This window comes from Micromonospora sp. KC721 (assembly GCF_004348355.1).
Taxonomy (GTDB): domain Bacteria; phylum Actinomycetota; class Actinomycetes; order Mycobacteriales; family Micromonosporaceae; genus Micromonospora.
The window spans coordinates 14,621-39,511 of sequence record NZ_SMJY01000013.1; the positions used below are offsets into that span (position 1 = coordinate 14,621).

Below are 24,891 nucleotides of genomic sequence, written 5' to 3' on the forward strand. Positions count from 1 at the left end.
CCGGTGCGTGGGTGGCAGCAGGGCAAAGGGCACCCGACAGCTGACCCCGTCGTCCCCGGCCGCCTGCGCCGGCGGCTGACCGTGGCGATCGTGCTGGTCGCCGGGGTCTCCGCCGGGCTGCTCGCCGGCGGGTCGTACGCGCTGCTGCGGCAGGCCCGGTTCGACGCCTCGGTGCAGCAGTCCGCGGCGGACGCCCGTTACCGGTTGGTGCTCGCCGGGCAGTTCGTGCCGCTCACCGCGCAGCGCCGCGGTGAGCTGCTGACGAGCTTCGAGGGCAGCGGTCGGCACGTGGTGCTCGTCGACGACGGGACGTACCCGTCGCACCCCGGGTACGCGCCCCCGCTGGGCGGGACGCTGCGGGCGACCGTGGCAGCCGGGCAGCTCGGCTACCAACGCTCCGCCCCGCAGGCCCGGCCCCGGCTGCTCGTGGTCGGCGGTCGCATCCCCGGCTCGACCGCCGAGCTGTACGTGGTCACCGTCGAGGACGACATCGCCGCCGAACTCGACCAGCTCCGCACCGCGCTGCTGGCCGGGTGGGTACTCGTCGTGCTGCTCGCCGCCGCCGTGGGGCACACCCTCGCGCGCCGCACGTTGGAACCGGTGGGCCGGGCCAGCCGGGCAGCCCGGGCGCTCACCGAAGGGCTGCTCGCCACCCGGCTGCCGGTCCGGGGCCGGGACGAGTTCAGCGTCTGGGCCGCCTCGTTCAACGAGATGGCCGAGGCGCTCCAAACCAAGATCGAGGCGCTGTCCCGGGCGCAGGCCCGGGAGCGGCGGTTCACCGCCGACGTGGCGCACGAGCTGCGTACCCCCGTCACCGCTCTGGTGGCCGCGGCCTCGCTGCTGCGCGACCACCTGGATGACCTGCCCGCCGACGCCCGCCGGGCCGGGGAACTGCTGGTCACCGACGTGATTCGGCTTCGTCGGCTGGTGGAGGACCTGATGGAGATCTCCCGCCTGGACGCCGGCCGGGAACCGCTCGCCGTGACCACGGTCGACGCCGCGGCGCTGCTGCGGTCGATCCTGCGGGCCCGGGCCTGGACCGGGCGGGTGGCCGTCGACGTGGCCCGCGTCGCGTTGCGGACCGACCCCCGCCGGCTGGAACGGGTCCTCGGCAACCTACTCGCCAACGCGGTCGAGCACGGCGGCGGCGTGGTGCGCGCCCGCGCCCACCACGCCGGTCCGGATGTCGTCTTCGAGATCACCGACGAGGGCCCGGGCATTCCCGCCGAGCACCTGCCCCGGATCTTCGACCGCTTCTACAAGGTCGACCCCGCCCGCTCCGGCCCCGGCAGCGGGCTCGGCCTGGCGATCGCCCGGGAGAACGCCCGCCTGCTCGGCGGCCGGTTGAGCGTGGACAGCACACCCGGCGCCGGCACCCGGTTCCGGTTCGCGCTGCCGGCGGCGGGCCCGCCGACCGCCGCCGGGGAAGCCGGCGGCGAACAGCCCGGCACACCGGGGGGTGCGCCGTGAGACGCGCGGCGGTCAGGCTGGGCGTGGCCGTCCTGCTCCTGCTCGGCGGATGCGGGTCGCCCCGGTCGGGCTCCCTCGGGCCGGCGCCGACGGCGGCCCCGGTCGCCACGCCGAGCCCGCCCACCACCGTCGCGCCGCCGCCGACCAGCGCACCGGCCGGACCGCCGCGCCCGACCGGGACCAGCACGCCACCGGCCCCCACCACGCCGCCGACCGGTACGGTCACCGTCGAGCTGTGGTACACCCGGGACGGGCGGATCGTCCCAACCAGGCGTACCCGTCCGACAATCCTGACCACCTCCCGCCTGGCGCTGGCCGAGCTGGCGGCCGGGCCGACGGCGGTGGAGGCAGCCGCCGGGCTGGCCACGCTGGTGCCCACCGGCGTCGAGGTCACCCGGATCGCCGACGGGACGGCGGTGCTCGCGGCGGTGCCGACGACCGGCGGGCCGGCCGCCGTGCGGCTGCGGGAAGCGCAGATCGTCTGGACGCTCACCCAGTTCCCCACGGTGCGGCGGGTCCGCTTCGGCTCCGCCGCTCCGGTGGACCGCGCCGACTACGCGGACCTGCTCCCACCGATCGTGGTGACCTCTCCCGGCATCGGCGCCCGGGTAGCCGGCCCGGTCACGGTGGCCGGGACGGCGGACGTGTTCGAGGCCACCGTCAGCGTGCGCGTCCTGGACGCCGCCGGCCGCGAGATCGCCACGACGTTCACCACCGCCACCTGCGGCACTGGCTGCCGGGGCGACTACCGGGTACTGGTGGACTACGGTCTGGACCGCGAGCAGGCCGGCACAGTCGAGGTGTACGAGGTGTCGCCGGTGGACGGGTCGCGGACCAATCTCGTCGCGGTGCCCGTACGGCTCGCCGCCCGCCCCTGACGACACCGACGCGTGGACCCGTCCCCCTCCGCCACCGCCCGTTGGTCGCCGCCGGAGCCACCGAGGTCGCCGGACCGACTGACCAGCCACCGCGTACCGCCGCTTGCGCTGGAAGCGGTTCCAACGCTTACCGTCCGGGCATGGACAGCACGCCACTGGGGCAACAGGTCATCCGGCGGTACCGGCACGAGGACCACGACGCGGTGTACGACATCTGCGTCCGTACCGCCGACGCGGGCGGCGACGCCCGCGGGAAGTACGCCAGCGACGACCTGATGCCCGACCTGTTCGCCGGCCCCTACCTGCATCTCGAACCGGAGCTGGCCTTCGTGCTGGCCCAGGGGGAGCGGGTCGTCGGGTACGTCATCGGCACGGCGGACACGCCCGCCTTCGTACGCGCCTACCGTGAGCAGTGGATTCCGCGGCTGGCGCACCGGTATCCGGCACCCACCCGGCCGCCCCGCACGCCGGACGAGGAGATGATCGCCCAGCACCACCGGCCGGAGCGGATGCTGCTGCCGCAACTGGCCGACCATCCGGCGCACCTGCACATCGACCTGCTGCCGGAGGCTCAGGGCGCGGGCCATGGTCGCCGCCTGGTCGAGACCTTCCTCGCCGCCGCCGCGCAGGCCGGGGCGGGGGCGCTGCACGTCGGCATGGTGACCGCGAACGTGCGGGCCCGGGGCTTCTACGACCGGTTGGGCTTCCAGGAGATTCCGGTGCCCGATCCGGGTCCGATCACCTACCTCGGCCGGCCGACCAGCGGGTAGCCGCCGGCCGGCTGAGGAAGGTGAGTCAGCCGAAGTCCGCCACGTGGTCCGCGACCCACTCACGATAGGTGCGTGCGGGCCGACCGGTGATCTCGGCCACCGCCGGAGACACCTGCTCCGGCTCCGACTCCATCTGCCCGTGGGCCTCGACGATGGCGCGGGCGTATTCCGGGGGCAGGCCCTGTGCCTCCAGGGCGGCCGCCGCCGCATCTTCGTCCAGTTCTTCGAAGACGATCCGGCGGCCGAGGACGTCACCGATCGTACGGACCTGCTCCGCCTGGGTCAGCGCCTGTGGACCGGTCAGGTGCGGGGCCTTGCCCTCCAGGCCGGCCGTCGTGAGCGCAGTCACCGCCACCGCCGCGAGATCCGCCTCGTGTACCAGCGACCGCGTCGCCCGGGCATGCGAGGCGCGGACGACGTCCCCTTGTTTGATCTGCTCCGCCCACGCGAGGGTGTTGGACGCGAAGCCGCCCGCACGCAGCAACGTCCACTGCAGGGTCGAGGCGCGGATCGCACGCTCGATCGCGGTGTGGAAGGCGAGGATGCCGGGCTCCGGCTCCACGGTGTCGTCGTCCGGCACCCCCCACGCGGACAGGTAGACGATGCGGCGGGCGTGCTTCTCCGCAGCCGCGATCACCGCGGGCGCGGCGTCCGCCGTCAGCAGCGGCCAGATGAGGAAGACCCCGTCCACCCCCTCCATGGCCGCCTCGACGGAAGCCGCATCTGTCAGGTCGCCACGGACCACCTCGGCCTGCTCCGGTAGCGCGGCCGCCTGCGGGTCACGGACCAGGGCGCGGACGTCCATGCCCGCCGCCAGCAGTTGCGCCACTGCCTGGCGGCCCGTCTTGCCGGTTGCGCCGGTCACCAAAATCATCGGAGTCTCCCTCGACACGTTGTGCGGGTACAGCACCTACCCTCCGATGTGAAGGAGGGTTGAGGTCAAGGGAGTTCGACGAACGAAGATCAGATTGCACGGGCTGTGACGCAAGCGCTACACGGCCCATGGCGGCGTCGGCGGGCTCGTCGCCGCGCTGGTCGGACCGCGTCAGCGAGCGGCGTCCGGGTGCCCCGGCATACCGGAGCCGCCGCCGCTGCCACCCGAGGAACCACCAGCCACACCGGAGCCGTCGTCCTCGGTGACCAGGTCCGGCTCCGCGCCGTCCGACGTCGGCACCGTCGTGTCCGCTTTCACCTGGACCAGCCGCGCCTGGCCGGCCTCGTCCTCGGCGTGCTCCGGGTCGACCGGTAGCTCACCGTCGCGCGCCCGGTATCCCATGCGGTGCCTCCCGTTGCTCCGGTGTCGTCGTGACGACGGGCTACCCGGGCGCATCCCGACGAAACGTCGATTCCGGGCAGCGGTGAGTCACCGCGCAGATCGAAGTCAATGCTCTGTGGCAGGTATCCGCCCCGACAGCCGCCAGCCCCGCGACGGTGAGCGGCGCAGCGGCCCGTGGCCGAGTGCCTGATCCGTCCGATGGACGACCTCGGTGGCCCTCGGCGGGAAGTCGTCGCTGACCTAGCGTAAGGGCCGTGAGCAGCGAGGACAGGAGCACCGGACGGGTGGTCGTACTGGTGCTGCCCGAGGTGAACCTGCTCGACCTGGGCGGTCCGGTGCAGGTCTTCGACACGGCGGCGTACCAGGGTGCCGACTATCGGTTGGAGTTCGTGTCGGCGGACCCGGGCGAGCTGCTCTCGGCCCAGGGGCTGCGGCTGGCCGGCCTCGACCCGTTGCCCGCCACCGCCGCCGGAGACCTGATTCTGGTGCCGGGCCCGCGGCTACGACCGCCCACGCCGGAACATCCGCTCGTACCGGCGGCGGTGCTGCCCTGGTTGCGCAGCGCGGTACGCGACGGCGCCCGCGTCGCCTCGGTCTGTACCGGCGCGGCGGTGCTGGCCGAGGCGGGACTGCTGGCCGGACGCAGATGCACCACCCACTGGTCCCTGATCGACGCGATGCGCCGGCGCTACCCGGACGCCAAGGTGAAGGAAGCCGTCCTGTACGTGCACGACGGGCCGGTGAGCACCAGCGCCGGCATCGCCGCCGGCATCGACCTGGCGCTGTCCCTGGTCGAACGCGACCACGGGCCGGCGCTGGCCGCCGCGGTGGCCCGCCAACTCGTGGTGTACCTGCGCCGGGACGGTGCCCAGGGGCAGATCAGCCCTTTCCTGGCACACCGCGCCCACCTGCATCCGGCGGTGCACCGGGTGCAGGACCACATCGCCCAGCACCTCGACGCCCCGCACACCCTCGACGAGTTGGCCCGGTTGGCGCACCTGTCCCCGCGCGGCCTGACCCGGGCGTTCACCGCGACGATCGGGTGCACCCCGCTGGAGTACCAGCAGCGCCTGCGCCTGGAGTTGGCCGCCAACCTGCTCGCCGAGACCGATCTGACCATCGAGGCGGTGGCCGCCCGGTGCGGCTTCCGCGATGCCCGCCATTTCCGTCGGCTGTACGCCGCCCGCCACGGCGTGCCGCCCTCGGCGGCCCGTCCCGCCTGACCACCTGTCCCGCCCTGCCTCCCGTCCGGAGTTCCCGCATGCCCCGTTTCCTGCGTCGTGCTGCCCTGACCCTGCTCGGCCTCGTCCTGTCCCTGGCCACCGTGGGTGCGACCGCCGCCGCCGGGGTGGCCGCCACGATGCGCGACAGTTTTGCCGGCCCGGCCACCGCGGTGTCGCGGTCCGACTGGCCGACGCCGCGCACCGCCCCGCCGGGCAGGACCGTCGTGGCGGTGGTCGCCGGGACCACCGGCTCGGTGGTCAGTGATGTGCTGATGCCGTACGAGGTGTTCGCCCGCTCGTCGCGGTTCTTCGTCTACACGGTCGGCGAACGACGTACGCCGACGCCGCTCTCCGGTGGGCTACGGATCGTTCCCGAGCACACCTTCGCCGACGTCGACGCGGGAACGGCCCCGCGACCGGACGTGGTGGTGGTCCCGGCGGTGGTCGATCCGACCGGCAGCCGGGAGGCACCGATGCGCGACTGGCTGACCCGCCGGGCCGACCGGGGCGCGTACGTCCTCGGGGTCTGCGCCGGCACCGAGGTGCTGGCCGCCACCGGCCTGCTCGACGGGCGTCAGGCCACCTCGTTCTGGCAGCGCCTCGGGTCGCTGCGCAGCCGGTACCGGCAGGTGGAGTGGGTGGCCGGGGAGCGCTATGTGCAGGCCGGCCGGATCGTCACCACCGCCGGTGTCACCTCCGGACTGGTCGGGGCGCTGCGCATGGTGGAGCTGCTGGCCGGGCCCGCCGACGCGGAGCGGATCGGCCGGGAGTTGGCGTACCCGGGCTGGTCACTCGACGCGTCGACCCGGATTCCCGAGCAGCGGCTGGCGCTGTCCGATCTGCCGTACGCGCTCAACGTCGCCTTCCCGTGGTGGCGCCCGACCGTCGGCATCGGCCTGATCGACGGTGTCGGGGAGTTGGACGTGGCCTCGGTGTTCGAGGCGTACGCCGGCACCTCGTTCGCCGCCCGCACCATCCCGGTCGCCGCCGGCCGTACGGTGACCACGCGCCATGGAGCCCTCCTGCTCGCCGAGCCGGTTGACGCCGCCGGACCGGTGGACCGCCTGGTGGTGCCGGGCGTCGACCAGCCGGACCCCGTGCTGGCCCGCTGGGCGGCCGAGCGTCGCCTCGCCGTGACCCTCCCGCACGCCGACCAGGCTCCCGGAGAGTTCTCCCTCGACCCGGTCCTGCGTGACCTGGCCGAGCACACCGACCAGGCGACGGCCCGCGCCACGGCCAAGTTCACCGAGTACCCGGCGCGGCACCTGCGTCTGACCGGAGACACCTGGCCGTGGCGGACCACCCTGCTGGGCGTCCTCACCATCGCCGTCGCCGCGGCGGTCGCCCTGCTACCGACGGCCACCGCCCGGCTTCTCGCCCACCGCCGCTCGGCCCGGCCGGCCGGCGTCGCCACCGCGGACACACGGCTCATCCCGACCTGACGGCGGCAGCCGACAGCTGCGCTCACCAGGGCCGCTTCCGCTCGCCCTGGTTCAGCTGGCAGGGAACGCCGCTGTGCCGACAGGCATCGGTTGACGCTCCCCGACGGCGGCGAATCCCCGCCGGTAATCCGTCGGCGACAGCCCGACGTGGAGAGAGAAATGCCGGCGCAGATTGTTCGCGGTACCCAGCCCGGCTCGCCGACTGACCTCGTCGATTGGTAGGTCGGTGGTTTCCAGCAGCGCCTGCGCCCGCGCGACGCGCTGGGTGAGCAGCCACTTCATCGGCGTGAGTCCGGTTGCGGCGAGCAGCCGGCGGTGGAAGGTGCGGGGGCTCATCCGTGCCCGCACGGCCAGGGCATCCACCGACAGCGGCCGGTCGAGTTTCTCCATGGCCCAGTGCAACACCGGGGTCAGGCTGTCGTCGTCGCTGGGCATGACCGGGCGCTCGATGAACTGCGCCTGTCCGCCGGGCCGATGGGCGAGGACCACCATGCGGCGGGCCAGCTGGTTCGCGACGTGCGCGCCGAGGTCGCGCCGTACGAGGTGCAGGCAGAGGTCGAGCCCAGCGCTGAGCCCGGCGCTGGTGAGGATCTGCCCCTCGTCGACGTACAGCACGGAGTCGTCGACGTGGACCGCCGGATAGCGTTCCGCCAGCAACTCCGTGTGGGCCCAGTGAGCGGTGGCCCGACGGCCGTCGAGTAGGCCGGCGGCGGCCAGGGCGAAGGCGCCGTTGCACAGCGAGACGATCCGTGCGCCGGCGGTGCCGGCGCGACGGAGCGCCTCGATCAGTTCGGGCGGTAACGGTCGGTCGCCGGTCACGCAGTCGTCCGGCACCGACGGCACGATCACGGTGTCGGCGTGGGCGAGATCGGCCATGCCGTGGTGGGTGTTCACCACGAGGCCCGGCCCGTTGTGCGCGCTGCCCGGTCGGATCCCGCACAGCCGGAAGTCGTACCAGGGGTCGGCCAGGTCGCTGTGCGAGCCGCCGAAGATCGCGCACGCGATGCCCAGCTCGTACACGTCCCACGGGGTCAGGGGTGCGTCGTCGATGACGGATGCCGCCACCGTGTGCCGGTTCATGATCGCCAGAGTAGTGGCAGGAAACTGGCGAATGTCGTCAGGCCTGCCACTGTCCGGCAAGGTGATCCGATGCGAGCGTTGTTCCCGCCGGGCCGGAAAGCGGCCCCGTACGAAGTGGGGACATGAGGATGGGCGACGGACGCGTGCCGGTGACGGTGATCGGCCTCGGCATGATGGGCCGGGCGCTGGCCCGGGCCTTTCTGGCCGGCGAGCACCCGACGACGGTGTGGAACCGTACGGCTGGTCGGGCCGAGGAACTCGTGGCCGCCGGCGCGGCCGGCGCGGACAGCGTCGCCGCCGCCGTCTCGGCCAGTCCGCTGGTGGTGGTCTGCGTACGCGACTACCAGGCTGCGTACGAGATCCTCGGTCCGGTGAGCGATGCCCTCACCGGCCGGTTGCTGGTCAACCTGACCTCCGGCACGTCGGCGCAGGCGCGGGCGATGGCCGGCTGGGCCGCCGAACGCGGCGCCGGATACCTCGACGGGGCCATCATGATGACTCCACCGGGCATCGGCACGGCGGAGGCGGTCATTCTCTACGGCGGTCCGTCGGAGACATTCGCGGCACACCGACCGGCGCTGACGGCCCTTGGTGGTGGCACCATCCACCTGGGTGCCGACGTGGGCCTCGCGTCGGTGTACGACGTGGCGCTGCTCGGCATCATGTGGAGCACCTTCAACGGTTTCATGCACGCTGCCGCGCTGGTGGGCAGCGAGAACGTCCCGGCGACCACCTTCCTGCCGTTGGCCAGGCAGTGGCTCACCGGCGTCGCCTCGTTCCTCACGCCCTACGCCGAACAGATCGACACCGGCGACTACACGGCAAGCGACGCGACGCTGGAGACCCACCTTTCCCCGGTCGAGCACCTGATCGAGGAGAGCCGGGCCCGGGGCATCGACGCCACGGCAGCCGAGTACACCAAGAGGCTCGTCGAAGAGGCGGTCGCCAACGGTCATGCCCTCGACAGCTATGCGCGCATCGTCGAGCACTTCACGCCGGCCCCCCGGGCATGAACGGCTCCTGGTCCAGCCTGGTCTCGTCGGCCGCCAGCGAATGTACTCAGGTGCTGGAGAAGGCGATCGACCAGGACTGGTCCCGCAACGCCGCCGGCCTGGAGTGGACCTGTCGACAGACGCTGGACCACATGGCCCTCGGCGTCGTCGGGTACGCCGGACTGCTCATCGCCCAGCCAGCCGACCGGTACATCACGCTCTTCGCCTCGCTCGACCCGCGCGCACCGATCCCCGCGTGCCTGGAGGGCCTCCGGATCGCCGGAACCGTCCTCGCCCGGGCCGTTCGTGAGGCGACTCCCGATGTTCGCGCCTGGCACCCGTGGGGGCACTCCGACGGTCCCGGCTTCGCCGCCATGGGGATAGTCGAGTTGGTCGTGCACACCCATGACATCGCCCGCGCCCTCGGACTCGACTGGGTGCCACCGGATGGGTTGTGCGGCCCCGCGGTCGAGCGACTGTTTCCGGACGCCCCGGCCGGTCACGCCGCCGTCGACACCCTGCTGTGGTGCACCGGTCGGATCGCGCTGGCCCGCGCCGGTCGCCGGGAGCAGTGGCAGTGGCACGGGAGAGTGCGGTGACGGCCGAGCGGGCTACCCGCGCACGCCACCATCGGGCGGCACGGCTGATCCTGGGTGCGGCATGCCGCGGCAACACGCGCCGGACACCACCCACCGCAAACAGGAACGCCGCGTGCCCATGTCGAGTGCGGGTGGTGGCTCAACAACCCCGGGTGAGGCTGTCAACGGTGTAGACGCGGCCACCCCACGCGATCCAACCCTTCGCCGAGACGCAGTAGTTGGCGGTGCCGGTGACCCCGACCGGTCCGGCCTGGTAGGAGTAGGTGCCCTCGTCCGGGGAGGAGAGCGCGGTGAAATCGCAGGGCCGTCCCTGCCCCGACTGCTGCGCGCAGCGCCCGATCTGCACCCCGGTCAGCGCGGACTTCCCGTAGGCGGCACCCCGGTGGTAGAAGCAGGCGCTGTTGGTGCCGCCGTTGCTGGTGTTGTAGTAGATGACCAACTCGCCGACGGGGTTGCTGCTCGGCACCGTCTTGCTGTAGGTCACGGTGCCCGAGCAGGACACCGCGGCCTGCGCGGGCGCGGCGGCGAACAGGTTCGCGGCAGCCAGGGTGGTGAGGCAGGCGGTCAGCACGCCGGCACGACGAAGGGTACGGAAAGTCATAGCACTGCTCCCGGGATCAATGGCTGGCGTGGATCGTCGGGGACCGTATCGGCGACCCGTGAAAGGGCACTGAAATCGCGCTGATCGTGCCGTCCTCGGCGGCGTCCTGTCGGCGGTGGACACTAGGCTGACCTGCTCGCGGCGGTTGCTCGGGTGCGGGGGAACGGTGGACAGTGGACGATGTCGAGTTTCGGGTGCTGGGACCGGTCGGGGTGTGGCGCGACGGCCAGCGGCTCTGCCCGACGAACGCCCAGCAACGCACCATCCTGGCGATGCTCCTGTTGGCCCCGGGGCACGTGGTCACCCTCGACCAGTTGGTCACCGCGCTGTGGGGCGACAACCCGCCCGCCTCGGCGCGTAACGCCATCCAGGGGCACGTGTCCCGACTCCGTCGGCTCGTCCGTGGCGTCCCGGCAGTCGAGCTGGCCAGGGCGGGGCACGGCTACCAGCTGTCCGTGCCGCGCGAGTCGGTGGACGCGCACCGGTTCCGACGGCTGGTGCGGCAGGCGACGGTCGCGGACGCCGTCCCCGACGAGCTGCTGCGAACGGCCGTGAACCTGTGGCGCGGTCCCGCATTCGCCGACGTCGCGGGCGAGTGGCTCGGGGCGACCATCGGGCAGATCCTCGAACAGGAGCGGGTCACCGCCATCGAGGAGCTGTCCCGGATCGAGCTCGGTGCGGGGCGGGTTGCCGATGCGGTGGCCCGGCTGGCCGCCGTCGTCGCCGAGCACCCGATGCGGGAGACCGCCGTCGCGCTGTGGATGACCGCGCTGCACCGCGCCGGCAGACGTACCGAAGCCCTGGCGGTGTTCCGGGAAACCCGGCTCCGGCTGACCAGGGATCTCGGCGTCGAACCCGGTGACGAACTGCACCGCGTCCACCGGGCGGTGCTGGCCGACGGCACCCCGGCCGGGCCGTCGGCGCCGGACGGTTCCTGCTCCCGGCAGTTGCCCGCGCCGGTGCCCCACTTCACCGGCCGTACCAGAGAACTGGCCGCGCTCGACGCGTTGCTGGAGTCGCGGCACGCCGGTGTCGCGATCGCCGTGGTCAGTGGTGCTCCCGGCGCAGGCAAGACGGCGCTCACCGTGCACTGGGCCCACCGGGTCACCGACCACTTCCCGGACGGGCAGCTCTTCGTGAATCTGCGCGGCTTCGACACCTCGGGGGCCGCGATGGAACCGGCCGATGCGCTGCGCCGGCTGCTGGTCGGCCTGGGCGTGCCGGCAAGCCGGCTGCCGGCGGCCCTGGACGAACAGTCCGCCCTGCTCCGTACGGTTGTCGCACCGCGCCGCGTGCTGATCGTGCTGGACAACGCGCGGGACGCCGCGCAGGTCCGCCCGTTGTTGCCCGGAGTGCCGGGCTGCCTCGTCCTGGTGAACAGCCGCGACCAACTGCCCGGACTGGTGGCCGGGCACGGCGCGATGCCGCTCCCGCTCGGGCGTCCCTCGGCGGCAGAGGCACGGGAGTTCCTGGCCAGGCGCCTGGGCAGCGGGCGGGTCGCCGGCGAACCACGGGCGGCCGCGGAGATCGTCGAATCGTGCGGGCGGCTGCCCCTGGCGCTGGCCGTGGTCGCTGCCCGCGCCGCCACCAGTCCCCGCCTGACCCTGAACGCGCTCGCGGCCGAGCTGAAGCAGAGCAGTGATCGCCTCGACGCCCTGGCCAACGGTGACTCGGCCACCGACGTACGGACGGTCTTCTCCTGGTCCTACCGGGCGCTCGGCACCCAGACCGCGCTGGTGTTCCGGCGGCTCGGCCTGCACCTCGGCCCGGACATCAGCCTGTCCGGGGCGGCCAGCCTCACGGGGCTGCCCGTGCCACGGGCGCGGGCGCTGCTCGGTGAGCTGGTCCGGGTACACCTCATCGAGGAACACGTCCCCGGCCGCTACCGGTTCCACGACCTGCTCCGGGCGTACGCCGAAGAACTGGCGTACGCCACCGATCCGGCGGAGGACCGCCGCCGGGCGGTACGCCGGCTCATCGACCACTACCTGCACAGTGCCCGGCGCGCCGACATCCTGGTGGAGCCGAACCGGGCGCCGATCCGGTTCGAGCCCTGCGTCGACGACGTACCCGTCGACCAGCCGGCCGACCGCAGGCAGGCCCTGGCCTGGTTCACCGCCGAACGGCCGGCGGTGCTGGCCGCGATCGACCGGGCCGCCGCCGAAGGGCTCGCCGCCCACGCCTGGCAGCTCGCCTGGACGATCAAGCCGTGGCTGAGCCGGCAGTGGCACCGCCACGACCAGGTGCGGGCGCAGCGTACGGCGGTGACGATGGCGACGAAGGCCGCCGACACCGCGGCGCAGGCGGTGGCACACCGGTACCTGGCCGACGGCTACGACCGGCTGGGCCGACACGGCGACGCCGAAACCCACTACCAGCACGCGCTGGACCGTTACCGGGCGGTCGACGACCGGATCGGGCAGGCGCACGTCCAACTGGACGTGGCCCGAATGCTCGACCGGCAGAAACGCCACCGGGACGCGGTGCGTCACCTGGAACTCGCCCTGGACCTGTTCCGCGCCGAACGCGATGACGTCGGGGAGGCACGGACCCTCGCCGCGCTCGGCTGGGAGCACGCCCAGCTCGGCGAGTACGGCGCGGCACTCACGCACTGCCGGGCGGGGTTGGCGTTGCTGCGGGCCAGCGCGGACCGGCACGGAGAGGCGGCCGGCTGGGACAGCATGGGGTACATCCACCACCAGCGCGGCGAATACCACCTCGCCATCGGGTGCTACGAGCGCAGCATCGAGATGTCGCAGGAGTGCGGCGACCGGATGGGCAAGGCGCGTACGTTGGTCAACCTCGGGGAGAGCCGCCTTGCCGCCGGCGAGGCGGCCGGGTGCGGGCGTGCGTGGCGGCGGGCGCTGGCCCTGCTGCACGGCCTGGACGCCGCCGCAGCCGCGGAACTGGCCGAGCGGCTGCGTCAGCTCGGCCCGGGATGACTCCCGCCGTGACGGCGGTGTGGCGGCGCGGGATCCGCACCGCCACACCGCCCGGTCAAGCTATCCGAGGGTGAACCGGAAGAACCGTGGGCGGTAGATCCCCGGGTCCCGGTAGTGGTCCCCTTCGGGGCTCACTCTGGTGTCCATGCTGTTCACGTTGTACGAGGCGACGAAGGTGTTGCCGGAACTCAGTGACGCGTGGACGTGCGCGTTGTACGCGATGATGTCACCGTCCCAGTAGCTGCCGTACGGACCCGGTTCGGGCATCCGGTAGATCGGGGTGCGGTTGGTGAACGGCCCGAACGGCGAGCACGACGTGTACGCCATGATCTGGCCGCTGAACGCCTCGGTGCTGTCCTGGCTGAGCAGCAGGTACTGGCCGTTCCACGGCGTCACGCTGTACTCGTTCGCGATGCCGGTGAGCGTGTTGCGGGCGTTCTGCTCCCGGAACGACCAGCCCCACGGCGTGTAGTACTGCCAGGTGCCGGACCCGAGGTCGTCGCCCTGGACCCGGGCGATGCGCATCTGCTTGTGCGTCGGCGAGTCGTCGACGCCGTAGATGTAGGTGTAGCCGTCACCGCTGCGGCTGGCCGGCAGCAGCGCCGAACCCCATGCCACTCCACTGGCCGACGGCAGGTCGCGGACGCGGACGGGGGTGCGCAGGTTGCCCAGGTCGAAGTCCGCCACCACGTTGCGGTTGAACCGGAAGTCCCACGACCCGGGGCCGAACTTCAGGTACTCCTGGTACACCGCCTGCAACTTACCGCCGGAGAGGTGCCCGTCGCCGATCCAGAACCAGGTGGTCGTGGAGGTGGGACCCATGATGGCCCTGGGCGCTCCGGCCGTTCCACCGTGGTACGTCGTGAGGTTGTTGCCGTTCTGCACCACGAACGTGTTGTTGACCAGCGGCGCTGTCGTCGGCCGGGTGCCGTTGTCGTTGAGCGGGCCGAGCCAGGTGTCGGAGAACAGCCAGATGATGCGGCCGTCCGGCAGCTTCACCGAGTAGGTGGAGTCGCCGCCGGTCCAGCCGTCCGGGGTGCTGGCCGCGTAGTTGTTGAACGTCGCCTCGGGGGCGGCGTTCAGGTGCAGGCTGGTGACGTTGGGCGCCCGCAACGAGCACTGCCGTTCCTTGATCGGCAGTGTGGTCTCCATGTAGGTGCTGAACGTCTTGGGGGACTCGGCGGCGTCCTGGGAGTGGACGTCCAGTTCGGTCCAGGTGGTCACCAGCGTGGCCACCATCGGGTACGCGAAGTTCGACACCGTGATGAGGCCGCCGGCGTCGGGGTACTTCACCGTCTGGATGGTCGGGTACTCGGCCAGTGAGCCGGGGCTGCCCTTGGGCGACCAGATGATGATGGCGGAGCTGCGGTTCTTGTCCTTGGTGGTGTCCACCAGCAGGGTGGAGCAGTAGCCGCAGCTCGGGTCGCCGGACTGCGCCTTTGCCCAGAAGTCGTGGTAGACCGCCCCACCCTTGCGCAGGATGTCCTGGTACTCGGTGTGCGTACCGGCCGCGACGGTGTGCTTCTTGCGCGCCGGCCGGGCATCTCCCAGACCGTCGTCGTCGGTCGCGGTGACGCCGTACAGCTCCGATCGCCACAGGCTGGCGTCGGGGTCCTGGTAGCCGTAGATATCCCAGCTGCCCGGCGGGGTCGGCAGGGAGGGATTGTTCGCCTTCGCCAGCCGGTAGTTGGCGATGTGGTAGCCCAGCAGCATGTGCTTGAAGTCCATGCCGTAGCCCGCCACCGCGTTGCGGATCGCCTCGATCGGCAGGTGGTCGTGGTCCCGCACGCTCTCCCAGGTGTGCCGCACGAACGCGCCATCGGTCCGTTCGGTGAGGTACGCGGGCAGCAGGAACGAGCCGTACTGTGGGCCGCCGCCGAGGCCACCCCAGGAGTTCAACGCCTGCCCGGGCTTGGAGAGCACGTCGTCCACGTTGCGGGCGTAGTTGTCGTCCTCACCGAGCGGGCTCCACCCGCCGGTGCGGGCGTAGGTCTGGTGGGTCGCCCACTCCGCGGTGGCCTCCATCCACCAGTTCATCGAGCCGAACTCCTTGCCGCCCACGAAGTCCCAGAGCCAGTCCGCGACGACGTCGGAGCGGTCCCAGTACTGGTACTGCATGACGTGGAACAGCTCGTGCCGGGGCATGTAGTCCCACTCGGTCTCGCTGGTCGGCACCAGGATGGTGGGCTGCTGGTTCATGCCCAACGGCAACACCATCGGCGCGGTGACCTCCGCCCGGCCGAGCTTGTCCACGCCGTACACGAGCACGTACGGCTTGTCGGCGCGAACCGGCAGGGGGTACCCCATCTCCCGGTACTCGCCGACCGCGATCGACAGCGAGTTCAGCATGTGCTGCACGGCCTCCGGCCGCCCGTTCGGGTTGTACACCGGCGGAATGCCGGGCTGGCCGCTGCCGGCGACGTTGTACAGGATGAGGAACTCGCCGGCGCTGGCCCGGCACTTGTAGTTGACGTCGAGATACTCGTAGTCCTCGGCCGCGCAGTCGTCGTACCCGGTGGGCCCGGCGGCGGGTGCGGGTGCGGTGAGCGTCGGGGTCAGGGTGCGGGAGGCAGCCGGCGTCGCCTTGGCCGACAGCATCGACAGGTACGTCAGGTACCTTGTCGGGTCCTTGATGGCGCCGGTGGGACGCAGGTGCGCGGGTACCGAGGCGGGGGAACCGACCATCGTGCCGTACCGCACGGTCTCGTCGAGCGACAGCTGGCCGCGGTGGTACGCGCGGACGATCTTCTCGTGTGGTCCGAAGTCCGGCGGGGTCGCCTTCGGTCGCGCGGCCTTGCGGTCCGGCGTCACCGGTCGGTACGGCTGCGGGCGCTGGGGCACGTACTGATCGGTGTCGTGGGTCGGGGCGGGTGCCGTCGGTGCCGGTCGGGCCGAACCGTCACCGACGCGGCGTCCGGTGCCGTCGGGGGGCGCGGCCTGCGACGGGCCGCCGACGAGTACGGCCGCGGCCAGGGTGACCGCGGCCGTACCCATTGCCAGGATGTGTCTCACGCTGCTCCTCGCTGCCGGGGATGGGCAAAACGGGCGCACCGGGCGGGCGTGGCGTCGCACTCAGCGTGCGGAAGCTGACGTCAGGACCTCGTCGACCAGGCAACCCGGTCCGTACCGTCGTGGACGGAGCGCGGGTGACGCCGCGACACGCCCGATGGGCCGGGGGAACGTAGCGTGCGTCGCTGATCGCGCACTGAAAATGCGCTGAGATCGCGGCCCTGTCCGGGTGTGGCCGGGTTGCTCACCGCCCCTGGCCCCAGGCCCCAGGCCGGTACCCGCGCGCAGGGCAGGTGCCGGTGACTTCCTGCCGCAGGGTCCGATGCTTTCCGTGTAGGACGCATCGCTGCGGGTAGAAGCGGAGACGGGGCATAACGTCACGGACAGGACTGAGGCTCGCAGATTCCCCGGCGAGGACGGCCGGTACCGGGCGGCACGGGTGCCCCCGCGGAAACCCCCGAAGCGAACGGAGAGGCGATGTTCAATCCACTGGACCACAAGGGGCTTCCCCTCGAGAGCCAGATCCGCAACTGGCGCGAGCTGAACGTGGAGCCGATCGACCCGGAGGCGGTCGACCCCTACACCCGCTGCCGGATCATCACCATGAACGGCATCGAGGTGGAGGCGATCAACTTCCAGCACCAGTTCGCCCGCAACTGCTCCGACCAGGAGGTCCGCCGCCAGTTGGCGTACGTCCGGTACGTCGAGAGCCAGCAGCAGCGGGTGGTGAACTGGCTGCTGCCCGGCGTGGCCAGCGTGCTGGAGACGACCCTGGGTTATGAACAGGTCGCGGTGGACCTTACCGCCTGGGTCGCCCGCCACGAACCCGACCCGTACCTGAGGCAGGCGTACGAGTTCGGCGTCCTGGAGGACTTCGACCACCTGTACCGCTACGCCAACCTGTACGAGATGGTGGAGCGGCGCAAGGCCGAGAAGATCGTCGACGGGCTCACCGAGGTCATGCCGGGGCGGCCCACCGTGCAGGAGCACCGACACCCGTTCGACGAGGTCCGTACCCCGTACGACCGCAACAGCGTCGACCCGCGGTCGAAGTTGAACGCGCTGACGATCCTCTCCGCCGAGCAGCAGGTGATGTTCTACTACATGAACGTCGGCCCGCAGTACATGGAGCCGATCGCCCGCCAGCTCTACCAGGAGATCAGCCTGATCGAGCAGGAACACGTCACCCACTACGAGTCGCTGGTCGACCCGGGTGAGACCTGGTGGGAGCGGCTGCTCACCCACGAGTACAACGAATGCTGGCTCTACTACTCCTTCCACCAGCAGGAGAGCGACCCGCGGATCAAGGCGGTGTGGGAGCTGCACCTGCAGATGGAACTGGCGCACCTCCAACAGGCCGCCGACCTGCTGCGCCGGCACGACGGCCGGGAGCCGGAGGAGATCGTCGGCAGCGCGGGCCTGCCCGAGCCACTGACCTTCGAACCCAACAAGGAGTACCTGCGCCACCTGCTGGCGACCCAGATCGACCTCACCAAGCTCGGCGAGGGGTACGTGCGGGAGGCACACGAGCGCTTCGAGTGGATGCAGCAGCAGGTGCACGACGGCCAGCAGCCGCCCAGCGAGCAGGTCATCGACCTGCACCGGGACCGCTTCGGCGACGAGTACCGGATCGAGACCGAGGGCCCGCACCCGGTGGCGGGTCTGCGCGCCCGGGGAGGCAGCCATGACTGACACCGGCGCCCGGACCAGGTACGAGGAAGACGTGGTCGACCTGCTGCTCGCCCAGCACGCGCGGATCGAACAGCTGTTCCTGCTCGTCATCGGCGGTACCGGCGACATCCGCCGGGAAGCCTTCGACGACCTGGTCAAACTGCTCGCGGCGCACGAGACCGCCGAGGAGGAGGTGGTCCATCCGCTGGCCCGCGGCCTGCCCGGCAGCGGCGGCGACGCCATGGTGGACGAGCGACTGGCCGAGGAACGCCAGGCCAAGGAGACACTGCGGACCTTGGTCGCGGGTGGGGTGGACGCCGAGGGTTTCGAAACCGGCATCATCCTGCTGCGCGACGCCGTGCTCACCCACGCCCGGTACGAGGAGCGCCACGAGTTCCCCCGGCTGCGCCAGCACGTGCCCGCCGAGCAGCTACGCGGGCTGGCCGCCGCGGTGCGGGCCGCGGAGGCGACCGCCCCCACCCGGCCTCACCCCGGCGCCCAGTCCGCCACGGCCAACCTGGCCATGGGCCCGGCGCTGGCGGTCATCGACCGGATCCGCGACGCGGTGCGCAAGCCGTCCGAGGGGAAGGGTTGACGGCAGGCGGGCCGGCGGTGGCCTCCCGGGCTCTGGGAGGCCACCACCGGCCCGCCGCCGGGTAGGTGATCGGTCAGGGGTTGATTGCCGGACGCCGGCAAGAATGTCGGCCGATGTCGGCCGGGTGCCGCCCTGGATGGCGGATGGGCGTGAGCGCCACGATATGGGCATGACAAGCAACTTTGCCGTGCTCACCGAGGACTTGACGAAGTTCTACGGCCAGCGTCGCGGCATCGACAGTCTCACGCTTCAGGTCGGTGCCGGTGAGGTGCTGGGTTTCCTCGGCCCGAACGGTGCCGGGAAGACCACCACCATCCGTCTGCTGCTGGATTTCCTGCGTCCGACCTCCGGCCGCGCGACCGTCCTCGGGCTCGACCCGCGTCGCGACAAGGCCGCGTTGCACCGGCAGATCGGCTACCTCCCGGGTGAGCTGGCGTTTCCCGGCCGGGAGACGGCCGGAGACCTGCTGCGCTTCTTCGGCGCGGCCCGCGGCGGCGTGGCCTGGTCCCAGGTGACCGACCTGGCCGAGCGGCTCGACCTGGACCTGTCCCGCCCGGTACGCACGATGAGCAAGGGCAACAAGCAGAAGGTCGGTCTGGTCCAGGCGTTCATGCACCGGCCGGCGCTGTTGATCCTGGACGAGCCCACCAGTGGCCTGGATCCGCTCATGCAGCAGGAGTTTTTGGCCATGGTCCGGGAGGCCCGCGATGCCGGGCAGACCGTCTTCATGTCCTCGCACGTCCTGGCGGAGGTGCAGCACACCGCCGACCGGGTGGCCATCGTCCGGGACGGCCGGCTGGTCGCCGTCGAACGTGTGGAGTCGCTCGGCAAGCGGGCCGTCCGGTCGGTGGAGATCCACTTCAGTGATCCGGTGGACCCGGCGGAGTTCGACGTCCTGTCCGGCGTCGGTGAGGTGACGGTGTCCGGGCCGGTGCTCCGGTGCACGGTGAACGGCCGCCTCGACCCGTTGATCAAGGCGGCGGCGCGGCACGAGGTCGTGGACATGCTGTCGGCCGAGCCCGACCTGGAAGAGACGTTCCTGTCGTTCTACTACCACTCGGAAGGAGCCGGCGATGCTTCCCGCGCTGGTGCGTAAGACCTGGCGCGACGACCGCCGTGCCGTGCTCGGCTGGGCCACCGGCGTCGCCGTTTTCACCATCATCTACACGTCGTTCTACAGCCAGTTCCGGGGAGCGGCCGAACTGAAGCAGGAGACGCTGCCCCAGGGCATGCTGGACTTCCTCGGCATCGCCGACATGTTCTCGCCGGCCGGTTACCTCCAGGCGACGATCTTCAGCCTGGTGGGTCCGCTGCTGGTCCTGATGTGCGCGATCACCCTGACCACCCGGACGATCGCCCGGCCGGAGGAGGACGGCGGCATGGAACTCCTGCTGGCCAACCCGCTGTCCCGTACCGCCTTCGCCGGCCAGCGTCTCGCCGCCACCGGCACCGCCGTCACCCTGGTCGCGGCCATCCCGTTGCTCCTGCTGCTCGTCATCGTCCCCCGGGCGGGTATGGACATCCCGCTGTCCAACGTCGCCGCCGCCGGTGTCGGCCTGATCGCCCTGGTGTGGTGCTTCACCGGCATCGCCTTCCTCGCCGGTGCCGTCTCCGGAAGGCGGAGCACCGTCCTGGCGGTCACCGGCGTGCTCGCCGTCGCCGCCTACATGGCCAACGCCATCTCGGGCATGTCCGACGGCTGGCACTGGATACGCTGGCTGTCGCCGTTCCACTACTTCATCGGCACCGATCCCCTGCACACCGGTTGGCACCCGGTCGAGCTGCTCACCCTCGTGGCCGTCGGTGCCGCAACGGCCCTCACCGGAGTGTGGGCGTTCGACCGTCGCGACGTCGGTGTCTGACGCGGAACCTGGTGACCGCCGATCACGGTCGGCGCCACCGGGTTCGGCAACCGGCTCTCGTCCCCGCCTCCACCCGGGGGTCATCGGAACGCGGACAAGGACCTACCGATGAGCGACCACAGTTGGCTGGCCGACGACTGCGAAGAACTGCTACGCGCCCCGGCCGGCGAGTGGCGCGGGCGAACCGCCGCCCGGCTGGGAGCGCGGGCCGCCGACGAGGGCCTGCACCTGGACGACCTCGTCGACGGCGTTTTCGCCGCCGCCACGGTCTGCTGGCATACGCCGCCCCTCGACTCCACCGACACCACGGACGCCGTGCACCGCCGGACGGCGACGCTGCTGGACGCCGCGCGCGGGGTGTTGCGGGCCGTCCTCGACGGCTACCTCCAGCAGAACCGCGCCGAGCTGGTACGCCACGACGCCGAGCGTGCCGCGTTCGTCACCGAACTGCTGACCGGTCGGGCCGAGCCCGGCAGCCTGGTCGAGCGGGCCCACCGCTACGGCATCCGACTGTCCGCCACGCACACCGTGCTGGTCGCCCGTGCCGCCCACCTCACCGCCGACATCACGCACCGCGTCGACGCGGCGCTCGCCGCCCGGTTCGGTGAGGGCAACATCCTCACCACCCTCCGCGAGGGCGATCTGGTGTGCATCAGCGCCGGAGGGCTGCGCGGCATCGGTGCCGAACTGGCCCACCTGCTCCTCACCGAGCTGGGTGCCGAGGGCTGGCAGGTGGCCGTCGGCCGTCCCCACCCCGGGGTGCACGGCCTGGCCACCTCCCTCGAGGAGGCACGCAACGCCCTCGACCACGCCGCCAAACTCGGCTTCACCGCACCCGTGCTCAACGCCGCCGACCTGCTGGTGTTTCCCGTCCTGCTGCGCGACCGGGAAGCCATCACCGACCTGGTCACCACCGTCCTCGGCCCGCTCACCACCGCCCGCGGCGGCGTCGAGCCCTACCTGGACACCCTGGCTGTGCTCTTCGAGAACCAGGGAAACCACACCGCCACCGCGCGCCAGATGCACCTGTCCGTCCGGGCGGTCACCTACCGTCTCGACCGCATCCACAGCCTGACCGGTTACCACCCCAACGAACCCACCCAACGCTTCACCCTGCACGCCGCCGTGCTCGGCGCCCGACTCCTCGGTTGGCCGCACCGGCAGACGACGTAGGCCCGGGAACCGGGGCCAGTCAGCCGCCGACCGTCTGGGCGGTGAGGTAGTCGAGGACGGCGCGTACGTCACCGTCGGTGCGGGACAGGACGCGGCGCTGCCGTTGTGCGCCGTTGCCGTCGCGACGCAGCCGGGTGAGCTGTTCGCGTACCCGGTCGAGGTCGCCGTGGCGGTCCAGGGCCGGGGCGACCGTGGCGAGCAGCTCATCGACCAGGTCCCAGGCGGGTCGGGCGCGGCCGGAGCGCAGGTCGATCAGATCGCCGGCGAGACCGTCGTGGGCGGCCCGCCAGTGCGCGGCGGAGACCAGGCAGTCCCTGATCCGACGAGCCGGCACCCCGGCACGCACGTCGTCGGCGAGCGTCGCCACCAGCGCCCGGACCAGCCCGGCGACCAGCACGGTGTCGTCCACCGTCGGGCAGACGTCGCCCACCCGGACCTCCACGGTGGGATAGGCGGCCGACGGGCGCGCGTACCAGTAGACCATCGCGGCGTCGAGCAGGATGCCGGATTTGATCAACTCTCCGACGGTGGCGTCGTAGTCGGTGGCGGACTCGAAGTGCGGGGTGGGTCCGATGCTGGGCCAGCGTTCCAGCTGCATGGACCGCCAACTGGCGTGCCCGGTGTCATGGCCGTCGTGCAGGGGCGAGTTGGCGGTGATGGCCTGCACCACCGGAAGCCAGGGGCGCAGGTGGTTGCAGATCTGCACGGCCAGCTCCCGGTCCGGTACGCCGACGTGCACGTGGCAGCCGCACACCGCCGGGTCGTGGGCGACCGGGCCGAAACGGCGGGACATGGCGTGGTACCGCGGCTCGTCCGGCACCGAACGGTGCCGCTCGTGTACGGGCGTGGCCCCGACCGCGACCAGCCGGGCCCCGACGGCCCGGGCCGCGTCGGCGGCACGCCCGCGCAACTCCAACAGGTGGGCCCGGAGTTCACCGAGGTCGGCGCAGACCGGCGTGACCATTTCGACCATGCTGTGCCGGAACTCCTGCCGGCTCTGCTCACGCGCCGCGGTCGACAGTGCGGCGCGGACCCGGTCGGCGGCCGGGAGACTCTCCCCGGTGACCGGGTGCAGCAGCAGGAACTCCTCCTCCACCCCCAAGGTCATCAGCCTGGAAGCGGTGTCCGTGGTGGTGGCGCGCGGCGGATGGGACGTCATCGGCACCTGCTTCCAGAGCTGGCCCCGGCCAGTGGTGCCGGCGGTCTCCCGATCGAGGGCCGGCCCTTCCGGGTTGAGGCTCGTCGACCACGCCTGCTCGTCGACGACTGGGCCGTCACCCGACGGCGTCATGCCCTCACCGTACGATCCACAGCCCCGCTTTAGGGCCGGATCGGTCAACGCAGGGTGACGGCCGTGCCGCCCAGCGCGGGGAAACGCCGTCACGGAGTTCAGGTGTGCGCCTCGCCTCAGCGGGTAGCCCCCCGGCGGCGGACCGTGTCGGTGGTCGTCGGCGGGGTCCGGATCGCAGCGGCGCGTGGTGACCGAATCACCGGACCCGAGGACGGAAAGGGTGGCCACTGGTGTGTGGCATCAGCGGGGAAGCGCGGTTCGACGGTTCGCCGCCGGACGCCGACGCGGTGGCCAGGATGAGCGACGCGATGCGCTCGCGGGGACCCGACGGCGAGGGTACGTGGAGCGACGGGTGGATAGCACTCGGACACCGCCGGCTCACCATCATCGACCTGTCCGACGCCGGCGCGCAGCCGATGGTCCGGGAGGACCTGGGTCTCGCACTGGTCTTCAACGGCTGCGTCTACAACTATCCGGAGCTGCGCGAGGAACTGCTGGCCGCCGGGCACACCTTCCGTTCCACCAGCGACACCGAGGTCATCCTGGTGGCGTACGCGCAGTGGGGTGAGGCGTTCGTCGACCACCTGGTCGGCATGTTCGCCATCGGTTTGGTGGACCGGCGGCGACGGCGGCTCGTGCTGGCCCGCGACCGGCTCGGCATCAAGCCCCTCTACCTGGCCGAGACACCGGGACGACTGCGGTTCGCCTCGACCCTGCCGGCGCTGCTGCGCGGTGGGGACGTCGACACCGGCATCGATCCGGTGGCGCTGCACCACTACCTGTCGTGGCACTCGATCGTGCCGGCGCCCCGGACCGTGCTGCGTGGCGTGCGCAAGCTGCCCCCGGCGACGCTGCGGGTGATCGACGAGGACGGGCGCAGCCGGGAGCGCGTCTACTGGCAGCCGGAGTACGCCCGGCAGCCCGCCCACACCGGCATGGACGCCCGGGACTGGCAGGCGGCGGTCGGTGGTGCGCTGCGCACGGCGGTACGGCGGCGACTGGTCGCGGACGTACCCGTCGGGGTTCTGCTCTCCGGCGGGCTGGACTCCAGCCTCATCGTCGCGTTGCTCGCCGAGGCCGGTCAGCACCACCTGCGGACGTTCAGCATCGGGTTCGACAGCCGGGGCGGGGAGGCCGGCGACGAGTTCGGCTACTCGGACCTGGTCGCCCGCGCGTACGACACCGACCACCAGCGCATCCGGTTGGCGAACGACGACCTGGTGCCGGCGGTACGGGCGGCGGTGGGCGCGATGACCGAACCGATGGGCAGCCATGACGTGGTGGCCTTCCACCTGCTCAGTGAGCAGGTGGCCAGGCAGGTCAAGGTGGCCCAGTCGGGGCAGGGCGCCGACGAGGTGTTCGCCGGGTACGGCTACCACCAGCCGCTGGCCTCGGTGCCCCGCGACGGTGCGGTGGAGGCGTTCGCGGCGGCCTTCTTCGACCGAGACCACACCGAACTGATCCAGGTGGTCGGCCCCGGGTACGTCTGCGAAACCGACGTCAGCCACGAACTGCTCGTCGCGGAGCTGGCCGCGCCCGGCGCGGAGACCGCGCTGGACGCGGTGCTGCGCCTGGACACCCACCGGATGCTCCCGGACGATCCGGTGAAGCGGGTGGACAGCATGAGCATGGCCTGGGGGCTGGAGGTCCGTACCCCCTTTCTCGACCAGGACCTGGTGGCGCTCGCAGCGGCCTGCCCACCGGAGCACAAGGTGGCCCAGGGTGGCAAGGGGGTGCTCAAGGACGTGGCCCGCGAGGTGCTGCCCGCCGAGGTGATCGACCGGCCCAAGGGGTACTTCCCGGTGCCCGCGCTGCGCAACGCGGACGGGGCGGTTCGGGACCTCATCATCGAGGCGCTGCGGGCGCCGGCGGCCAGGGAGCGGGGGCTGTTCCAGCCCGGGTACGTGCAGGAACTGCTCACCGACCCGGAGGCGGCGCGGGCAGCAGCCGGCAGCAACAAGCTGTGGCAGCTCGGCCTGCTGGAACTCTGGCTGCAGACCCACGACATCCGGTGAGG

General features: G+C 71.9%; 20 protein-coding genes. 14 read left to right on the forward strand and 6 right to left on the reverse strand.

The window, feature by feature from the left end:
• Positions 1-3: 3 nt before the first annotated feature.
• From E1182_RS04235 to E1182_RS04245, 3 genes are all read left to right on the forward strand, one after another.
• On the forward strand, positions 4-1,470 hold the full coding sequence (locus E1182_RS04235; RefSeq protein ID WP_132261301.1) for a cell wall metabolism sensor histidine kinase WalK: 1,467 nt from the start codon (positions 4-6) through the stop codon (positions 1,468-1,470).
• The gene (locus E1182_RS04240) at positions 1,467-2,348 is read left to right on the forward strand and encodes a Gmad2 immunoglobulin-like domain-containing protein (RefSeq protein WP_132261302.1); all 882 of its coding nucleotides are present in this window, start codon (positions 1,467-1,469) and stop codon (positions 2,346-2,348) included. The genes E1182_RS04235 and E1182_RS04240 overlap by 4 nt, the downstream gene beginning before the upstream one ends.
• A 140-nt stretch (positions 2,349-2,488) precedes the next feature.
• Positions 2,489-3,118 (forward strand): GNAT family N-acetyltransferase, encoded by a 630-nt coding sequence (locus tag E1182_RS04245; protein ID WP_132261303.1) that lies wholly within the window; start codon positions 2,489-2,491, stop codon positions 3,116-3,118.
• A 25-nt stretch (positions 3,119-3,143) separates the two neighbouring features.
• Here E1182_RS04245 and E1182_RS04250 read toward each other — a convergent pair whose 3' ends face one another.
• Positions 3,144-3,992: an SDR family oxidoreductase gene (locus tag E1182_RS04250; RefSeq protein WP_132261304.1), complete on the reverse strand. Its 849-nt coding sequence runs from the start codon at positions 3,990-3,992 to the stop codon at positions 3,144-3,146.
• Between the two features lie 171 nt (positions 3,993-4,163).
• The gene (locus E1182_RS04255) at positions 4,164-4,394 is read right to left on the reverse strand and encodes a preprotein translocase YidC (RefSeq protein WP_132261305.1); all 231 of its coding nucleotides are present in this window, start codon (positions 4,392-4,394) and stop codon (positions 4,164-4,166) included.
• Positions 4,395-4,648: 254 nt separating this feature from the next.
• Here E1182_RS04255 and E1182_RS32800 point away from each other — a divergent pair, with 254 nt between their 5' ends.
• A complete protein-coding gene (locus tag E1182_RS32800; protein ID WP_132261306.1) occupies positions 4,649-5,617 on the forward strand; it encodes a GlxA family transcriptional regulator in 969 nt (322 codons plus the stop codon).
• Positions 5,618-5,655: 38 nt separating this feature from the next.
• Positions 5,656-7,059, forward strand: a complete 1,404-nt coding sequence (locus tag E1182_RS04265) for a DJ-1/PfpI family protein (protein ID WP_132261307.1) — start codon at positions 5,656-5,658, stop codon at positions 7,057-7,059.
• Between the two features lie 51 nt (positions 7,060-7,110).
• Here E1182_RS04265 and E1182_RS04270 read toward each other — a convergent pair whose 3' ends face one another.
• Positions 7,111-8,139, reverse strand: coding sequence for a helix-turn-helix domain-containing protein (locus tag E1182_RS04270; protein WP_132261308.1), 1,029 nt, complete (start codon positions 8,137-8,139; stop codon positions 7,111-7,113).
• Between the two features lie 128 nt (positions 8,140-8,267).
• Between E1182_RS04270 and E1182_RS04275 the strand changes: the two genes are divergently transcribed.
• Positions 8,268-9,152: an NAD(P)-dependent oxidoreductase gene (locus E1182_RS04275; protein ID WP_132261309.1), complete on the forward strand. Its 885-nt coding sequence runs from the start codon at positions 8,268-8,270 to the stop codon at positions 9,150-9,152.
• Positions 9,149-9,730 carry a maleylpyruvate isomerase N-terminal domain-containing protein gene (locus tag E1182_RS04280; RefSeq protein WP_132261310.1) on the forward strand — a complete coding sequence of 194 codons (582 nt, stop codon included), beginning with the start codon at positions 9,149-9,151 and terminating at the stop codon, positions 9,728-9,730. The genes E1182_RS04275 and E1182_RS04280 overlap by 4 nt, the downstream gene beginning before the upstream one ends.
• A gap of 139 nt (positions 9,731-9,869) precedes the next feature.
• Here the strand turns inward: E1182_RS04280 and E1182_RS04285 are convergent, their stop codons facing one another.
• Positions 9,870-10,331, reverse strand: a complete 462-nt coding sequence (locus tag E1182_RS04285) for a hypothetical protein (protein ID WP_165942505.1) — start codon at positions 10,329-10,331, stop codon at positions 9,870-9,872.
• 173 nt (positions 10,332-10,504) lie between these two features.
• On the opposite strand from E1182_RS04285, the gene E1182_RS04290 reads away from it, so the two are divergent.
• On the forward strand, positions 10,505-13,273 hold the full coding sequence (locus E1182_RS04290; RefSeq protein ID WP_132261311.1) for a BTAD domain-containing putative transcriptional regulator: 2,769 nt from the start codon (positions 10,505-10,507) through the stop codon (positions 13,271-13,273).
• Between the two features lie 60 nt (positions 13,274-13,333).
• On the opposite strand, the gene E1182_RS04295 is transcribed toward E1182_RS04290, so the two are convergent.
• The gene (locus tag E1182_RS04295; protein WP_132261312.1) at positions 13,334-16,285 is read right to left on the reverse strand and encodes a hypothetical protein; all 2,952 of its coding nucleotides are present in this window, start codon (positions 16,283-16,285) and stop codon (positions 13,334-13,336) included.
• A 474-nt stretch (positions 16,286-16,759) separates the two neighbouring features.
• Between E1182_RS04295 and E1182_RS04300 the strand changes: the two genes are divergently transcribed.
• From E1182_RS04300 to E1182_RS04320, 5 genes are all read left to right on the forward strand, one after another.
• Positions 16,760-17,974: a hypothetical protein gene (locus tag E1182_RS04300; RefSeq protein WP_132261313.1), complete on the forward strand. Its 1,215-nt coding sequence runs from the start codon at positions 16,760-16,762 to the stop codon at positions 17,972-17,974.
• The gene (locus tag E1182_RS04305) at positions 17,967-18,548 is read left to right on the forward strand and encodes a hemerythrin domain-containing protein (RefSeq protein ID WP_132261314.1); all 582 of its coding nucleotides are present in this window, start codon (positions 17,967-17,969) and stop codon (positions 18,546-18,548) included. The genes E1182_RS04300 and E1182_RS04305 overlap by 8 nt, the downstream gene beginning before the upstream one ends.
• Before the next feature lie 169 nt (positions 18,549-18,717).
• On the forward strand, positions 18,718-19,644 hold the full coding sequence (locus E1182_RS04310) for an ABC transporter ATP-binding protein (RefSeq protein ID WP_132261315.1): 927 nt from the start codon (positions 18,718-18,720) through the stop codon (positions 19,642-19,644).
• On the forward strand, positions 19,622-20,410 hold the full coding sequence (locus tag E1182_RS04315) for an ABC transporter permease subunit (RefSeq protein WP_132261316.1): 789 nt from the start codon (positions 19,622-19,624) through the stop codon (positions 20,408-20,410). Before E1182_RS04310 ends, E1182_RS04315 begins: the two co-directional genes overlap by 23 nt.
• A 108-nt stretch (positions 20,411-20,518) precedes the next feature.
• Positions 20,519-21,583: a CdaR family transcriptional regulator gene (locus E1182_RS04320; protein ID WP_132261317.1), complete on the forward strand. Its 1,065-nt coding sequence runs from the start codon at positions 20,519-20,521 to the stop codon at positions 21,581-21,583.
• 19 nt (positions 21,584-21,602) lie between these two features.
• Here E1182_RS04320 and E1182_RS04325 read toward each other — a convergent pair whose 3' ends face one another.
• Positions 21,603-22,742, reverse strand: coding sequence for a glutamate--cysteine ligase (locus tag E1182_RS04325; RefSeq protein ID WP_132261332.1), 1,140 nt, complete (start codon positions 22,740-22,742; stop codon positions 21,603-21,605).
• Positions 22,743-23,104: 362 nt separating this feature from the next.
• Here E1182_RS04325 and E1182_RS04330 point away from each other — a divergent pair, with 362 nt between their 5' ends.
• Positions 23,105-24,889 (forward strand): N-acetylglutaminylglutamine amidotransferase, encoded by a 1,785-nt coding sequence (locus tag E1182_RS04330; RefSeq protein ID WP_132261318.1) that lies wholly within the window; start codon positions 23,105-23,107, stop codon positions 24,887-24,889.
• Positions 24,890-24,891 lie beyond the last annotated feature (2 nt).

Bases quoted from the DNA above. Each gene is read 5' to 3' on its own strand.
- E1182_RS04245 (WP_132261303.1), top strand. From the start codon at position 2,489: ATGGACAGCACGCCACTGGGGCAACAGGTCATCCGGCGGTACCGGCAC.
- E1182_RS04250 (WP_132261304.1), bottom strand. From the start codon at position 3,992: ATGATTTTGGTGACCGGCGCAACCGGCAAGACGGGCCGCCAGGCAGTG.
- E1182_RS04255 (WP_132261305.1), bottom strand. From the start codon at position 4,394: ATGGGATACCGGGCGCGCGACGGTGAGCTACCGGTCGACCCGGAGCAC.
- E1182_RS04265 (WP_132261307.1), top strand. From the start codon at position 5,656: ATGCCCCGTTTCCTGCGTCGTGCTGCCCTGACCCTGCTCGGCCTCGTC.
- E1182_RS04270 (WP_132261308.1), bottom strand. From the start codon at position 8,139: ATGAACCGGCACACGGTGGCGGCATCCGTCATCGACGACGCACCCCTG.
- E1182_RS04275 (WP_132261309.1), top strand. From the start codon at position 8,268: ATGGGCGACGGACGCGTGCCGGTGACGGTGATCGGCCTCGGCATGATG.
- E1182_RS04280 (WP_132261310.1), top strand. From the start codon at position 9,149: ATGAACGGCTCCTGGTCCAGCCTGGTCTCGTCGGCCGCCAGCGAATGT.
- E1182_RS04285 (WP_165942505.1), bottom strand. From the start codon at position 10,331: ATGACTTTCCGTACCCTTCGTCGTGCCGGCGTGCTGACCGCCTGCCTC.
- E1182_RS04300 (WP_132261313.1), top strand. From the start codon at position 16,760: ATGTTCAATCCACTGGACCACAAGGGGCTTCCCCTCGAGAGCCAGATC.
- E1182_RS04305 (WP_132261314.1), top strand. From the start codon at position 17,967: ATGACTGACACCGGCGCCCGGACCAGGTACGAGGAAGACGTGGTCGAC.
- E1182_RS04310 (WP_132261315.1), top strand. From the start codon at position 18,718: ATGACAAGCAACTTTGCCGTGCTCACCGAGGACTTGACGAAGTTCTAC.
- E1182_RS04315 (WP_132261316.1), top strand. From the start codon at position 19,622: ATGCTTCCCGCGCTGGTGCGTAAGACCTGGCGCGACGACCGCCGTGCC.
- E1182_RS04320 (WP_132261317.1), top strand. From the start codon at position 20,519: ATGAGCGACCACAGTTGGCTGGCCGACGACTGCGAAGAACTGCTACGC.
- E1182_RS04325 (WP_132261332.1), bottom strand. From the start codon at position 22,742: ATGACGTCCCATCCGCCGCGCGCCACCACCACGGACACCGCTTCCAGG.